13 protein-coding genes are annotated in these 14,788 nt (G+C 38.0%); 10 read left to right on the top strand and 3 right to left on the bottom strand.

The window, feature by feature from the left end; translation table 11 throughout:
* Positions 1–646 precede the first annotated feature (646 nt).
* The 3 genes from ilvD to ACFINF_RS00950 form a co-directional block, all read right to left on the bottom strand.
* A complete protein-coding gene (gene ilvD, locus ACFINF_RS00960; RefSeq protein ID WP_375619263.1) occupies positions 647–2,485 on the bottom strand; it encodes a dihydroxy-acid dehydratase in 1,839 nt (612 codons plus the stop codon).
* 994 nt (positions 2,486–3,479) lie between these two features.
* Entirely contained in the window at positions 3,480–3,731 is a 252-nt protein-coding gene (locus ACFINF_RS00955; RefSeq protein WP_012754519.1) for a DUF1150 domain-containing protein, read from the bottom strand.
* A gap of 26 nt (positions 3,732–3,757) precedes the next feature.
* Positions 3,758–4,189, bottom strand: coding sequence for an Hsp20 family protein (locus ACFINF_RS00950; protein WP_375619262.1), 432 nt, complete (start codon positions 4,187–4,189; stop codon positions 3,758–3,760).
* A gap of 120 nt (positions 4,190–4,309) precedes the next feature.
* Between ACFINF_RS00950 and nth the strand changes: the two genes are divergently transcribed.
* The 10 genes from nth to ACFINF_RS00900 all read left to right on the top strand — a co-directional run bounded on the left by nth (position 4,310) and on the right by ACFINF_RS00900 (position 14,053).
* Complete coding sequence (gene nth / locus ACFINF_RS00945) at positions 4,310–5,050, top strand: endonuclease III (RefSeq protein ID WP_375619261.1); 741 nt, start codon at positions 4,310–4,312, stop codon at positions 5,048–5,050.
* 154 nt (positions 5,051–5,204) lie between these two features.
* Positions 5,205–5,408, top strand: coding sequence for a 50S ribosomal protein L35 (gene rpmI / locus ACFINF_RS00940; RefSeq protein WP_012754516.1), 204 nt, complete (start codon positions 5,205–5,207; stop codon positions 5,406–5,408).
* A 33-nt stretch (positions 5,409–5,441) separates the two neighbouring features.
* Positions 5,442–5,843: a 50S ribosomal protein L20 gene (gene rplT, locus ACFINF_RS00935; RefSeq protein ID WP_012754515.1), complete on the top strand. Its 402-nt coding sequence runs from the start codon at positions 5,442–5,444 to the stop codon at positions 5,841–5,843.
* Positions 5,844–5,938: 95 nt separating this feature from the next.
* Positions 5,939–7,021 carry a phenylalanine--tRNA ligase subunit alpha gene (pheS, locus tag ACFINF_RS00930; RefSeq protein WP_375619260.1) on the top strand — a complete coding sequence of 361 codons (1,083 nt, stop codon included), beginning with the start codon at positions 5,939–5,941 and terminating at the stop codon, positions 7,019–7,021.
* Positions 7,022–7,053: 32 nt separating this feature from the next.
* Complete coding sequence (gene pheT, locus ACFINF_RS00925) at positions 7,054–9,468, top strand: phenylalanine--tRNA ligase subunit beta (protein ID WP_375619259.1); 2,415 nt, start codon at positions 7,054–7,056, stop codon at positions 9,466–9,468.
* 290 nt (positions 9,469–9,758) lie between these two features.
* Positions 9,759–10,667 (top strand): metal ABC transporter substrate-binding protein, encoded by a 909-nt coding sequence (locus tag ACFINF_RS00920; protein ID WP_375619258.1) that lies wholly within the window; start codon positions 9,759–9,761, stop codon positions 10,665–10,667.
* Positions 10,664–11,494 carry a manganese/iron ABC transporter ATP-binding protein gene (locus ACFINF_RS00915; protein WP_375619257.1) on the top strand — a complete coding sequence of 277 codons (831 nt, stop codon included), beginning with the start codon at positions 10,664–10,666 and terminating at the stop codon, positions 11,492–11,494. Before ACFINF_RS00920 ends, ACFINF_RS00915 begins: the two co-directional genes overlap by 4 nt.
* A complete protein-coding gene (locus tag ACFINF_RS00910; protein ID WP_012754510.1) occupies positions 11,491–12,357 on the top strand; it encodes a metal ABC transporter permease in 867 nt (288 codons plus the stop codon). The genes ACFINF_RS00915 and ACFINF_RS00910 overlap by 4 nt, the downstream gene beginning before the upstream one ends.
* Positions 12,354–13,259: a metal ABC transporter permease gene (locus tag ACFINF_RS00905; RefSeq protein WP_375619256.1), complete on the top strand. Its 906-nt coding sequence runs from the start codon at positions 12,354–12,356 to the stop codon at positions 13,257–13,259. The genes ACFINF_RS00910 and ACFINF_RS00905 overlap by 4 nt, the downstream gene beginning before the upstream one ends.
* Positions 13,260–13,666: 407 nt before the next feature.
* Positions 13,667–14,053, top strand: coding sequence for a YbaN family protein (locus ACFINF_RS00900; protein ID WP_012754508.1), 387 nt, complete (start codon positions 13,667–13,669; stop codon positions 14,051–14,053).
* Positions 14,054–14,788 lie beyond the last annotated feature (735 nt).

The raw sequence follows: 14,788 nt of genomic DNA, 5'->3' as shown, positions 1-14,788 counted from the left end.
ATTATTGTTATCATAGCAACAGTTTTAGTTTAAAGCTGTCGGTGTTGGGATGCCACCCCATTTTGCATAATAAATTCACAGATAATGGGTTCTCGCATTTTCTTCACATTTTAAGTTATAAAGAGCTCTTTTACTGTTTTCATATGAACTATATAATCAGATATATCACAGCAGCATTTTATTTTCCTAAATATCCTTAAACTCCTTCCCGCACCTCAAAGGATAAAGATTTTCATTCGAATCAAGTCTGCAAACAGTCCAGATTCTAAGGGATTTACCTTGACTTCCTAGTCATGTGATTCACTTAAACTAAAAGCTTGATAAACAAGTCTAAGAATATTCACCCCACACTAAAAAACACTTAATATATTAAGGAGGATGTCATATATCACAGCCCTAAGTGACAGTGTTTTTACGGTACAACAAGATAATGCCACCAGTACAATACTTTCATAAATATAAGAACAGGAAATCGTAATTTCGTATAAAATTGAAATATGATATGAAACGTAATCATACCATATCTATCTTTATCTGTCTTACATAGCTGCTAAAATAAAAAATCCGCAGCAGCTTTTAGTTATATTGATAGCTTTTTAATCATACTTATCATGACTCGAAATATTCTGATAAGTTCATAAACTCATCAAATATTACGTACTGCACCCTTTGCAGCAGATGTGGTCATCGCTGCATAAGCTTTGAGAGCCTTTGAAACTTTACGTTGACGCTTCTCAATCGGTTGCCAAGCACCTTTTCCTTTTGCTTCCATCTTAGCACGGCGCTGCTTCATCTCAACGTCATCCACCAACATATGAATTCTACGATTTGGAATATCAATTTCTATGATATCCCCCTCCTCCACCAACGCAATTTCTCCTCCTTCAGCAGCTTCTGGTGAAATATGCCCTATCGAGAGCCCTGAACTTCCTCCTGAAAAACGTCCATCCGTAACAAGTGCACAAACCTTGCCCAATCCTTTAGATTTTAGATAACTTGTTGGATAAAGCATTTCTTGCATTCCTGGTCCACCACGTGGACCTTCATAACGGATTAAAACAATTTCACCTATTTTAATCTTATCAGTTAATATAGCTGAAACAGCTGAATCTTGGCTTTCAAAAATTCTTGCCGGACCTTTAAAAGTTAAAATTGATTGATCAACGCCTGCTGTTTTTACAATGCAGCCATCTTTTGCAAGATTTCCATAAAGAACTGCCAATCCTCCATCTTGTGAATATGCATGTTCCCTATCGCGAATCACACCTTTTTCACGATCAAGATCAAGGGTCTCATAGCGACAAGATTGGCTAAAAGCTGTCTGTGTTGGAATACCACCAGGAGCAGCACGATAAAATGTACGAACTGTTGGTTCATTAGTTTGTTTCACATCCCAACGGTAAAGAGCTTCTTTCATCGTTTTTGCGTGAACCGTATAAGTTGACGTATCAATGAGTCCCGCCGCATCCAGTTCGCCTAAAAGCCCCATAATACCACCAGCGCGATGAACATCTTCCATATGTACATTTGCAACAGCAGGAGCAACCTTACATAAAACAGGAACACGACGTGAAAGATGATCAATATCCGTCATGGTAAAATCCACCTCACCTTCTTGCGCCGCGGCTAAAAGATGCAGTACTGTATTGGTTGATCCCCCCATGGCAATATCAACGGTCATTGCATTTTCAAAAGCCTTGCGTGAAGCAATAGAGCGCGGCAAAACTGTTTCATCATCTTTTTCATAATAACGTTTAACCAATGCAACAATCTGTTTTCCAGCTTCTTCAAAAAGCATCCGTCGATCTGCATGTGTTGCTAACATTGATCCATTTCCGGGAAGCGAAAGCCCCAATGCTTCCGTTAAGCAATTCATGGAGTTAGCCGTAAACATTCCGGAACAAGAACCACATGTAGGACAGGCAGCACGCTCCATTTCAGCAACTTCTTCTTCTGAATTCTGTTCTGAAGCTGCTGCAACCATGGCATCGACCAAATCAACCCTTAGATCTTGATCCTTCCATTTAATCTTACCTGCTTCCATAGGACCGCCTGAAACAAAGATTGTCGGAATATTCAACCGTAAAGCAGCCATTAACATACCAGGCGTAATTTTGTCACAATTAGAAATACAGACAAGTGCATCCGCACAATGTGCATTAATCATGTACTCTACAGAATCAGCAATGATTTCACGTGAGGGCAAAGAATAGAGCATTCCATCGTGCCCCATCGCAATTCCATCATCTACAGCAATGGTATTAAATTCCTTCGCAACACCACCGGCAACTGCTATCTGTTGTGCGACTAATTGCCCAAGATCTTTTAAATGGACATGCCCTGGTACAAATTGTGTAAAAGAATTCGCAATCGCAATAATGGGTTTACCAAAATCAGTATCTTTCATCCCTGTTGCACGCCAAAGTCCACGAGCTCCTGCCATATTACGCCCGTGGGTTGATATTCTTGAACGGTAAGAAGGCATTATTTTTCCCCTCAAATAATTTCATTTTGCTTGTTGTGCTGTAACTTCATTATAAAAACAAGAGCTTTAATATTCAAAAGAGAAAAATACCTTGTACTGAGGCAGTTGAAGCACAAAATTAAAAGCTCTGCATAAACTTTTTCGTAAAGCCTTTGTTTTTCTTATTACCTGTTAATCAACATCTAATCCCTGTGCAATTCCACGTTTGAGACAAATATCAAAACGCTTTAGTGTAACACGAACTGTTCCAGATTTTTGTATGCCAGATTTGGTAAGTATATTGCATCTATCTGTTTGCGTAATTTCTGGAACAAGAAGACAGCCTAATTTGGAAAGAATATAAAGGCATCATGGTAAAAATCTATCATCTCCTTACAATTCAGCTTTACACCTTTCAAAAGCATTCATAGCAATATATTTTAAATAATGATGACGCATTATCTCATGCTTTTGTTTTTACACTCTTCAATGGAGTTACTCCCCTCGGGAAGAACAGAACACCTCAAACAAAATATACTTGTATAGCCTTTATGTACTCATTTTAAAGAAACATCTTTCAATGCACACTCGAACCTATTTCACGATAGCGCCTATGAATGGTATAAAAATCCCCGTGAATAATATAAATCTATAGAGAACATCTTCACACTTATGAAGAAGCAAACTGACATCATCATACATTTTTCTCATCCCCAATATTGCGAACATCCTTGGTAATTAAGACAATTAACAAGAGATATTTTTATTACTTTCTTCAAGCGTTTTTATCCACACGGCTCTCCCTGCGTGTGACATACAAGCAAGTGAATTTAATTGTTTTAATACAAGAGGATCTAAAATGAGAGAACCTTATGATATTCGGGACTCTCATTCCAGTTGTAAAAAATTAATTATGAATATAAACCAATACTTATCTCATTATAACTCACATTAAACCCTTTACGAAAAAACAGATAGAATGTATAAAGAGTACAGCGTTTTCTCGTAAGGTAATCTAGTGCAAAGTTACAATTTGTAGTTCATGCTCATTGGCTCCAGCAAGGGCGATAGAACGCTCATCGGATAAAATGATAGGATAACCTGTTTCACCAAAAAGAGCCCATATCGTAATTCCTGGGGTCATTGGTGGAAGATCTGGAAAATTTTTAGCCAGATCATCTGTACAAACTTTTTTTAAATAGGCAATCTGTCCCGCATCAGAGTAGGATGTGTTCTGAAACGACAAGTTTTGTTTATGTTCTCCCATTTCACTGTTCCTTTACGCCTTAACTTTTATGACTCACCACTACTGATTTTAATTGGAATCTGTTTTATTTCTTTTTTTAACTTTGGTTGATACAGATTAATTGATAAAAGACCATTTTTCAACTCTGCATTTGTAACATGCATCCCTTCCGCGAGAACAAAGGTTCGCTGGAATTGTCGCGCAGCTATACCGCGATATAAATATTGATGATTTTGGTTGTCTGTTTGTTTACCATGAATAACCAATTGATTATCATCGAGCAAAATATTAAGATGGTTAATCTTAAATCCAGCAACAGCTAAAGTTATCCGGATATGATTTGCATCATCATTTTTATGCAAACGTTCAATGTTATAGGCTGGGTAAGCCTCATCAACTTTACCGATACGTTGCAATATTTTTTCTACGGTTTCAAACCCTAAAAGAAAGGGATTGGAGAAAGGTGTCACATGTGTCATTCATGAGTATCCTCTTTAAAATGGCTTTACTTGACCAAACTCTATAAAAGTGCTCGCTGCATTCCTCTCATATGGCGAGCGTGAATGATAACTTCAAGAGAAAAGATTTAAGAGAGTTCAATGCCTCAAAGTACCATAAAATTGTCAAAAGTGCGAAATTTATCTAGTATATCATATAATGAAAATGAAATTGCAGAAATATTTCGCCGTTTTTCTGTGCAACGTCCAGCGCCTAAGAGTGATCTTATCTATACAAATATTTTTACGCTTTTGGTTGCCGTTGTGCTTTCGGCTCAAGCGACAGATGTAAGCGTTAATAAAGCGACAAAAGAATTATTTCACCTTGCTGATCAACCGGAAAAAATGGTTGCATTAGGAGAAGAAGAAATAGCACATCATATCCGTTCAATTGGTCTTTGGCGAGCAAAAGCACGCAATGTTTATGCACTTTGTAACTGTTTAATTGATTGTTATGGTGGTCAAGTACCTGATACGCGTGAAGCACTTATGTCCCTTCCTGGAGTGGGGCGCAAAACAGCTAATGTTGTTTTGAATGTTGCTTTTGGTCAGCCTACATTGGCAGTAGATACACATATTTTTCGCTTAAGCAATCGTCTTGGTTTAGCGCCTGGCAAAACACCAGAGATTGTTGAGAAAAAATTATTAAAGATTATACCAATCCATTATCTTCGTCATGCGCATCATTGGCTGATTTTACACGGACGCTATGTTTGCCAAGCACGTAAAGCACAATGTAGGCAATGCATTATTGCTGATCTATGTAAAGCAGCTATCAAAACAAATGCTATTCCGGCACCTTTAGTTGAGCTTCAAGGCAATGGAGCTCCGATTTTTTTGTAATACGGTCTTGCTATTTTGTGTGTAGTGGCTTATGGAAACACTATTAGAACTGCCCGGCAGGGCATGCCGTGGCTGTTTAAATGCTTGTTCAAGCGTTGGTCCGCTTGAGTGAATAAAATATTTTATTGAATAAATTAATGTACGGAGTAGCAAAATGCCCAAGATGAAGACCAAATCATCCGCTAAAAAGCGGTTTAAAATCACTGCGTCAGGAAAAATTAAAGTAGCAGCTGCCGGTAAGCGCCACGGTATGATTAAGCGTTCGAATAAATTTATTCGCGATGCACGTGGAACAATGGTTTTGTGTGAACAAGATGCTAAAAAAGTCGTTCAGCATTATTTGCCGAATGGTGTTTAAACCTTACGCTTTTGATTTTGAGGAGATTATAATATGGCACGTGTGAAAAGAGGTGTGACAGCACACGCTAAGCACAAAAAAGTTCTTAAACAGGCTGAAGGTTTTTACGGTCGTCGTAAAAATACCATTCGTGCAGCTAAAGCAGCAGTTGATCGTTCAAAGCAATACGCTTATCGTGATCGCAAAAATAGGAAACGTACTTTCCGTGCTTTGTGGATTCAGAGAATTAATGCGGCTGTTCGCGCAGAAGGTTTAACTTATGGACGTTTTATTGATGGCTTATCAAAAGCCGGTATTGAGGTTGATCGTAAGGTTCTTTCAGATATAGCAATCCACGAAGCAGAAGCATTTTCTGCTTTAGTAGCTTCGGCAAAAAAGGCTTTGGAATATTTAAAAGATACGACGCCTAATGCTTTTGAAGGCGCTGTCAAGTAAGCCAGTCGTGTTCTCTTAAAGCATTTATTTATTCGAGGTCCCGTGCTGGCTGTTGCGAGTGCGGGTTTTTTTTTATTAAAGAAATAGGCAAAAATATGAACGATATTGAGCGTCTGGAACAAGAAATTTGTTTAGCCTTAGAGGCAGCGGGTGATGAACAGGCACTTGAAGCAGTGCGTATTGCAGCATTGGGTAAAAAAGGTAGCATCTCTGAAAAATTAAAAGCATTAGGGAAGATGGATGCTAGCGAGCGCCATAAAGTTGGACCAGTTCTTAATGGATTAAAAAATCGTATTTTAGAATTATGGGCGCAAAAACGTGATCTTCTGAAAAGACAGGCAATAGATGCCCGTCTTTCTCGTGAAACGGTTGATGTTACCTTGCCTGTTCGCTCTTCACCTATAGAACGGGGACGCATTCATCCTATTTCACAGGTGATTGAGGAAATTATTGCCATTTATACGAAGTTGGGTTTTTCTCTTGCAGAGGGACCTGATATTGAAACAGATTATTATAATTTTACGGCATTGAATTTTCCTGAAGGGCATCCAGCACGCGAAATGCATGATACCTTCTTTTTTGATGTCGATAAAATGGGAGAACGAAAATTATTGCGGACCCATACATCACCCGTACAAATTCGCACACTAGAAAAACAAAAAGCACCGATACGGATCATTATTCCTGGAAAAACTTACCGCATGGATTCGGATGCGACGCATTCGCCCATGTTCCATCAGGTAGAAGGTCTTGTCATTGATAAAACCTCCACCATTGCCCATATGATGTGGCTACATGAAACCTTTTGTAAAGAATTTTTTGAAGTTCACTCTGTAAAAATGCGTTTTCGTCCCTCTTTTTTCCCTTTTACCGAACCATCTATGGAAGTGGATATTCAATGTGATCGTTCTGGTTCAGAAGTAAAGTTCGGAGAAGGACAGGATTGGTTGGAAATTTTAGGATGTGGAATGGTGCATCCTCATGTGTTGAAAAATGTTGGTTTAGATCCCGATGAATATCAAGGTTTCGCATGGGGAATGGGCATTGATCGTATTGCCATGTTGAAATACGGTATGCCTGATTTACGAGCTTTTTTTGATGCTGATCTGCGTTGGTTAGACCATTATGGCTTTCGTTGCTTTGATATGCCTGCTTTTTTTCCTAATAGAAATGTGTGATCTTAGTCATCGCTTTCATGTGAGGTTTTAAAATGAAATTTACGTTGTCGTGGTTAAAAGATCACTTAGAGACAGGTGCATCTTTGGATGAAATTTGTGAGAAGCTAACAGCTATAGGTCTTGAGGTTGATTACGTTGATGATCGGTCTTTTTTAAAAGGTTTTGTGATTGCAAAAGTTTTAACAGCAATAAAGCATCCTGATGCAGATAAACTCCAGATTCTGTCCGTCGATACAGGGACTTCTACACCTGTTCAAGTTGTCTGTGGGGCACCAAATGCGCGTGCAGGTCTTGTTGGTGTTCTTGCATTACCAGGCACTTATATTTCAGGACTCGATGTGACATTATCTGTAGGAAAAATCCGCGGTGTTGAAAGTTTTGGGATGATGTGTTCGCAAGCGGAGCTTGAATTATCAAATGAACATGACGGGATTATCGAACTTCCAGAAGATGCACCTATTGGAGATTCATTTGCAACTTATGCTGGTTTAGATGATCCGATCATTGATATTGGCTTGACCCCCAATCGCTCTGATTGTACAGGTGTTCGTGGTATTGCCCGTGATCTTGCTGCCGCTGGAATGGGAAAATTAAAAGAATTATCTTTGTCAAAATTTGAGCCTTCCTTTGAAACACCTCTCGATGTTTCATTAGATTTTTCGCAAGATTCATCATTATGTTTAGGTTTTGCTTGGCGTGAAGTGCGCAATGTTCAAAATGGTGCATCACCTCAGTGGATGCAACAGCGTTTGAATGCAATTGGTTTGAGACCGATTAATGCGCTTGTTGATATGACCAATTACATAAGTTTTGACCTTGGTCGTCCACTTCATGTTTTTGATGCAGATAAAATTAAAGGTAATTTGTGTGTACGTTGTGCTCGTGAGGGAGAACAGCTTCAAGCACTGAACGGAAAAATCTATCATTTGGGCGCTAAGAATTGTGTCATTGCAGATGAAGAGGGGATTGTTTCGATTGCCGGTATCATGGGCGGTGAAAGAACGAGTTGTGATGAAACAACACATCGCGTTATTATTGAATCAGCGCTTTGGGATGCACAAAGTATTGCACAAACAGGAAGAGCATTAGGTCTTATCAGTGATGCACGTTATCGATTTGAACGAGGTGTTGATCCGGCTTTTATAGAAACAGGACTTGAGATTGCAACAGAATTGGTCTTACGTCTTTGTGGTGGTGAAGTATCTAAGAAGAGAATCGTCGGCTATCAGCAACAAGAAATCAAACAGATCGCTTTTCCTTTTTCTGAAATTAAACGTTTAACAAATTTGGAAATAGATCCTGAAAAAGTCATCTCTATTTTAACAAAACTTGGATTTTTCATTGAAGGAAAAGGAGATGTCGTTACAGTAAAAGTACCATCATGGCGCCCTGATATTATGGGGAAAGCCGATTTGGTGGAAGAAGTCATGAGGATTTATGGGCTAGATAAAATTAAACCTATTCCTTTGGAAAACTTCGCAGAAGGAAAAGATCAAATTTTAACATGCGCACAAATTCGTTCACGTGCTACACGTTTGGCTTTAGTGCAACGTGGTATGAAAGAAGCGGTAACATGGTCTTTTATTTCTGAAAATCAAGCTCTCGCTTTTGGAGGAGGTCAAGAAGAGCTTAAATTGGTTAATCCTATTGCTGCTGATATGTCAATGATGCGTCCTTCCCTTTTACCTGGCTTGATTATGGCGGCACAGAGAAATGCTGATCGTGGTTTTTCCGATCTTGCTTTGTTTGAAGTTTCCAATATTTATGAAGGCGATACCCCTGATCAACAACACCGTGTTGTTAGTGGGATTCGTCGCGGAACAGAGCAATTTAAAGGAGCTGGTCGTTTTTGGAATGGAAATGCAACCGTCGTTGATGTTTTTGATGCCAAAGCAGATGCTTTAGCTATTTTAGAAGCATGCGATATGGATGTTGGGAAAGTGCAGATTGAAGTTGGAGCGCCAGATTGGTATCATCCTGGTCGTTCAGGTGTCATAAAACTTGGATCAAAGATTATTCTTGGTTTTTTTGGTGTTTTTCATCCTGCTACATTAGAAAAGTTAGATGTCAGTGGCCCTTTATGCGGCTTTGAAATTTTTCTAGACAGAATTCCAGAATCAAAGAGAAAAACGACCAAAAACCGTCCTCCTTTGAAACTCTCACCTTTTCAAATGGTGCGGCGTGATTTTGCCTTTATAGCGGATAAAACTGTTGCCTCTTCTCTTATTATTCGTGCAGCAAGTGGAGCCGATAAAAAACTTATTAATTCAGTGCAGGTTTTTGATATTTTTGAAGATTTAAGCTTTGGCGAAGATAAAAAATCTGTTGCGATTGAAGTAACTATTCAGCCCATAGAACGGACTCTAACAGATGAAGATTTAGAAAAGCTTGCCTTAAAGATCGTGGATAATGTTACCAAAATGACAGGTGCATATTTGCGCTACTGAGTATTCTCATTTTTTATGAGATATTTTACATGAAGTGGGAGCATTTTTGAGTGCTCCCTTTTTCTTTGGCATTCAAGAGCTATAGGGCTTCTTGAAAGCAGATCTCCTTACTAAAATAAGCTGCTTAAATCATCAATTTTTTCAATATGAAAAAAGCTGTTTTTAAACATCTTGAAAAGTTATTTTTTCTCTTAATCCTTCATTGCAAATGTAAAAGATAACTGCTATTGCTAAATGATAATGCAAATTATTTGCAATAAAAGAAGGCATATAAAGGAAAGAGAGAATCAATGAACGTAAGAACGTTTTTCACCATAGTTTTTGGAAGTGTTATTTTTTTTACACCCAATTTTGCTTTGTGTGCTGGTAAATTTAAAGCTGTTACGACATTCACCATCATTGCTGATATGGCACGCAATGTAGCAGGTGATGCTGCTGAGGTTGAATCCATTACAAAACCAGGTGCGGAAATTCATGAATATCAACCCACCCCACGCGATCTTATGCGTGCTCAGGGAGCTAACCTTGTATTGTGGAATGGATTAGAGTTAGAGCTTTGGTTTGAAAAGTTTTTTCAAAATATCAAGGATGTTCCAAGTGTTGTTGTTTCAAAAGGTATTGTACCCATTAAAATTGGTGAGGGCCCCTTTAGCGGTAAACCCAATCCTCATGCGTGGATGTCACCAACCTCTGCTTTGATTTACGTTGATAATATTCGCGATGCTTTTGTAAAATATGATCCTGAACATGCTGCTATTTATAAAGAGAATGCTGAAATTTATAAACAAAAAATTCGTGCAACGATTGATCCAATTAAGGCTGAATTAGAAGCCGTACCGCAAGATAAGCGTTGGCTTGTGACCAGTGAGGGAGCATTTAGCTATTTGGCGCGTGATTTTAATCTAAAAGAACTTTATTTATGGCCCATCAATGCTGACCAGCAAGGAACACCAAAGCAGGTCAAGCATGTTATTGATATGGTTCGCAAATACAATATTCATGCAGTTTTTTCTGAAAGCACTATTTCCCCTGCGCCTGCTAAGCAGGTTGCCAGAGAAACAGGGGCTAAATACGGTGGTGTTCTTTATGTTGATTCTTTAAGTGAGAAAAATGGTGAGGTACCCACTTATATTGATTTATTACGTGTCACGAGTGGGCGTATTAGCAATGCTTTATTAGAGGGAGTAAAAAGCCAATGACGAAATCTGGAATATTTGCCCAAGGAGTAACGGTAACTTATCGTAATGGACATACAGCTTTACGCGAAGTGAACTTTGAAAGTCCAAAGGGGTCTGTTACGGCATTAGTTGGTGTTAATGGATCCGGTAAGTCAACGTTATTTAAAGCGATTATGGGGTTTGTACGCCCCTCAAAGGGAAAAATTCGCATGTTTGATTTGCCCGTTGATATAGCTTTGAAAAAAAACCTTATTGCTTATGTTCCTCAAAGTGAAGATGTTGATTGGAATTTTCCTGTCTTAGTCGAAGATGTTGTAATGATGGGACGGTACGGTCATATGAATTTCTTTCGCTATGCCCGTACACAAGATTATGAAGCCGTTCGTATTGCCTTAGAACGCGTTGATATGTTGGCTTTTGCCAAGCGCCAGATTGGAGAACTTTCTGGTGGACAGAAAAAGCGTGTTTTCCTAGCGCGCGCTCTTGCACAGAAAGCAAAAGCTATTTTATTAGATGAGCCGTTTACAGGGGTTGACGTTACAACAGAAGATAAAATCATTGCTTTGTTACAAGATCTTCGTAAAGAAGGAGCAGTGATCTTGGTTTCAACGCACAATTTGGGTTCTGTTCGCGAATTTTGTGATCATACAGTTTTAATAAAAGGAACCGTTTTAGCTTCTGGGTTAACAGAAAAAATCTTTACAAAGGAAAATCTGGAGAAAACTTTTGGAGGGTCTTTGCACCACCATATTTTTGATCTTCAAAGCACAAAAAAAAATGATGTTTTCATAGGAAGAAAGCAGTCTGCAGTTTGTGAAGATATTGAAAGAGTGGAGCACGTTGCATGATTTCTTGGTTGCTTGAGCCACTGAGCTATCAATATATGGTGAATGCAATGTGGGTTTCTGGGTTAGTTGGGTGTGTTTGTGCCTTTCTTTCAGCTTTTTTGATGTTAAAAGGTTGGTCATTGATTGGTGATGCTCTTTCCCATTCGATTGTTCCTGGTGTAGCAGGAGCTTATCTTTTAGGATTACCTTTTTCACTCGGCGCTTTTTTTTCTGGTGGTCTTGCAGCAGCAGCAATGCTCTTTTTTAACCACCGAACAAAACTTAAAGAAGATACCATTATTGGGCTCATTTTTTCTTCCTTTTTTGCCTTTGGGTTGTTTCTCAAATCATTAAAACCAATGGCTGTTAATATTGATACGATTGTTTTGGGAAATATTTTAGCCGTTAGTTCATCAGATATTCTACAATTGGCTTTTATCGGCTTTTTTTCGTTGCTTATATTGCTTTTGAAATGGAAAGATCTTCTTGTTTCGTTATTTGATGAAACGCATGCGCATGCCATTGGATTAAATGTAAAGTTTTTAAAGATTCTCTTTTTCACATTACTTGCCGCTTGTACTGTTGCTGCTATGCAAACCGTTGGAGCATTCTTAGTCATTTGTCTTGTTGTGACACCTGGGGCAACAGCCTATCTTTTAAGTGATCGTTTCGTGAATATCTTGGTTATTGCAGTTGTAATTGGAACATTTACAAGTGTCTTGGGTGTTTATGTGAGTTATTTTTTAAATGCACAAACGGGGGGGGTTGTTGTGCTTTTTCAAGCATCTTTATTTGTTTTGGCTTTTATTTTTGCTCCTAAACATGGGTATATTGCTGCGCGCTTACGCATAAATGCGGCAAAAAAGGGTGTAATATTATCATGATTGATCAATTACTGCTTCCGTTTCAGTTTTCTTTTATGCTTAAGGGTATGCTTATTGTCATGATTCTTTCTATTCCCATGGCGATGCTTTCCTGTTTTCTTATTTTGAAAGGATGGGCGCTGTTAGGCGATGCCATTTCTCATGCAGTTTTTCCAGGTGTTGTTGTTGGTTATATGACAACACCATGGGTAATCGCATTTTTAACTTCTTTGCCATTTGCTTGGTTTCAGCATATGCGTCCAGAGAACATTACAATGACTCTGATTACTTGCGGTGCTTTTGTTGCAGGGATGGTGTGTGCACTATTAACGGGTTTTTTAGGGAGCAATAGCCGTATCAAACAGGACACGGTGATGGGAGTGGTCTTTTCTTCAATGTTTGGTTTGGGGCTTGTTTTAGCCACGTCTATTTATAGTAGCTTAGATTTGAATCATATTCTATTTGGTAATCTTTTGGGTGTTAACTGGCTTGATATAACACAAACGGCGATCATTTCTGTTGTTGTCACTTTCATTTTAGCAGCAAAATGGCGCGACTTTATGTTGTATATTTTTGATACAGTTCAAGGACATGCAATGGGGTTACCAATATCTCTACTCCACTATACCCTTCTAACGATGATTTCTCTTACAATTGTTGCGGCTTTGAAAGCTGTAGGTATCGTGCTCGTTATTTCTTTACTGATAGCACCAGGAGCAATTGCCTATCTTGTTACAAAGCGGTTTTCTTTTATGTTAATGATCGCTATACTTGTTGCAGCTTTTTCTGGTTTTTTAGGGATTTATCTCAGCTTATTTATCGGCTCTGATTCTGCTTCCACAATTGTGTTGATCTTGACGTTGATTTTTATGGCTATTTTCATGATGATTTTCTTTGGTCGAAACACAGTTCAAGAAACTTAAAAGTGTTAAAATTCATGCATATCAGCCATGCATTTTTATATATTGTTTCTCATTTCTATTTTAATTAATGTTCAGGGTGCTAGGTTATTTTTCCTCCTAATGTCTAGCAAGTGAATGCGGTACATTTTCTCCCCCCAACGCTGCATTCTTAATTAAGAGGCTGCATTGATTTATTCTGCAGCCTTTTTATTTTTTTGATTTTCTAAAATCTCTTCTCTTTTCTTGAAATCACTTAAAATGATTATCATATTGCGTAAGCTATTCGGTATTTTCAAGGAACTTATAACAACAAAGACGCTTACGCATGAAGGGGTAGAACGTAATTGTGCACTCAGACATGTAAACAGAAAAAAACAGATATAATGTTTTTTTAGAGGATTTTGCGTAGAGGAAAAAAATACAAGAAAATGAAAAAAGATTTGAAGATATCTCACCCTTTGCGTATCTGCTATTATATAGCAGGGTGGACAATGGTTATATTAGGTATTATCGGTGTAGTATTACCTATTATGCCAACTGTGCCTTTTTTGTTAGTTGCCTCATGGTGTTTTACGCGTTCTTCTCCACGTTTTCATCAATGGTTGAATAATCATCGTATTTTTGGTCCCCCTATTAAGCGATGGGAAGAAAAAAAAGCAATCTCTCCATTCATTAAAGTTTTTGCAATAATGAGTATGACAGGAGGATTTTTATCCTTTTTCGTAATGGTACACCCTCCTTTATGGATTTCCTTACTTGTTGCGGTTATATTACTGCTGATTGCCATTTATATTGTAACACGTCCATCTTCATAATGATAGAAAAGGCTTTATGAGATATTCTTTTTAGCTTCGACTTATTTGTAAAAACTATGAGGACCTTTAAGTTTTGAATATAAGCTCTCCATATCCAAAATGCATATGACGTAGTAAGCTTTTTGAAAGCAATTAATTAATAATATATTTGTGAAATGATTTTTATGAACAAAGAAGACTGTTTACGCACACTCAAAATGTTCTCACTTGGATAAACCACATTCATGGAAGAGAGTCATTATTTTTATAAGACATGTTTGTATGAATCTCTATATATACGTCATTGAAAAGTCATTGATATGATAGCCTTTTCTTTCTAAAAAGACGTTTCGTTTGTTTTCATATCTCTTAATGAGGATATAATACAAAGCAAACATCATCATCCTTGCCTTACAAAATGCACACCGATAGTCACCGTGCTATTTGTCATCCTCCAATGTTACCTTAGCAATTCCTAATGTTACAACTGTAGCTTTTCATTGGGTTTTGTATATTTTTACACTAGATTTTGTACCAATTTATTTTTTTTCAAAGAGTTTTAAAGATGTTCTCAAAGGAGGGCAAAGTCTTTTCTCATTTTTACTATGGAAACGCGCATTTAATAGTCAAAATTGTACATAAAAATAACAAATTACCACGTATTCCTACTTAATCCGATCTCTTCCCACTTAGTACAAACCTACTGTCGAGCTACAACAATAACCCTTAAAACTTGAAAACCTTCATACATACAAG

This window comes from Bartonella sp. TS25HLJMH, from assembly GCF_042193505.1.
GTDB lineage: Bacteria > Pseudomonadota > Alphaproteobacteria > Rhizobiales > Rhizobiaceae > Bartonella > Bartonella grahamii.
The sequence above is the reverse complement of the archived record's forward strand: the minus strand, read 5'-3'. Positions and strand labels throughout refer to the sequence as shown.

Bases quoted from the DNA above. Each gene is read 5' to 3' on its own strand.
- pheS (WP_375619260.1), top strand. From the start codon at position 5,939: ATGAACGATATTGAGCGTCTGGAACAAGAAATTTGTTTAGCCTTAGAG.
- rpmI (WP_012754516.1), top strand. From the start codon at position 5,205: ATGCCCAAGATGAAGACCAAATCATCCGCTAAAAAGCGGTTTAAAATC.
- ACFINF_RS00910 (WP_012754510.1), top strand. From the start codon at position 11,491: ATGATTTCTTGGTTGCTTGAGCCACTGAGCTATCAATATATGGTGAAT.
- ACFINF_RS00955 (WP_012754519.1), bottom strand. From the start codon at position 3,731: ATGGGAGAACATAAACAAAACTTGTCGTTTCAGAACACATCCTACTCT.
- ACFINF_RS00950 (WP_375619262.1), bottom strand. From the start codon at position 4,189: ATGACACATGTGACACCTTTCTCCAATCCCTTTCTTTTAGGGTTTGAA.
- nth (WP_375619261.1), top strand. From the start codon at position 4,310: ATGCCTCAAAGTACCATAAAATTGTCAAAAGTGCGAAATTTATCTAGT.
- ACFINF_RS00905 (WP_375619256.1), top strand. From the start codon at position 12,354: ATGATTGATCAATTACTGCTTCCGTTTCAGTTTTCTTTTATGCTTAAG.
- ilvD (WP_375619263.1), bottom strand. From the start codon at position 2,485: ATGCCTTCTTACCGTTCAAGAATATCAACCCACGGGCGTAATATGGCA.
- ACFINF_RS00915 (WP_375619257.1), top strand. From the start codon at position 10,664: ATGACGAAATCTGGAATATTTGCCCAAGGAGTAACGGTAACTTATCGT.
- pheT (WP_375619259.1), top strand. From the start codon at position 7,054: ATGAAATTTACGTTGTCGTGGTTAAAAGATCACTTAGAGACAGGTGCA.
- ACFINF_RS00920 (WP_375619258.1), top strand. From the start codon at position 9,759: ATGAACGTAAGAACGTTTTTCACCATAGTTTTTGGAAGTGTTATTTTT.
- rplT (WP_012754515.1), top strand. From the start codon at position 5,442: ATGGCACGTGTGAAAAGAGGTGTGACAGCACACGCTAAGCACAAAAAA.
- ACFINF_RS00900 (WP_012754508.1), top strand. From the start codon at position 13,667: ATGAAAAAAGATTTGAAGATATCTCACCCTTTGCGTATCTGCTATTAT.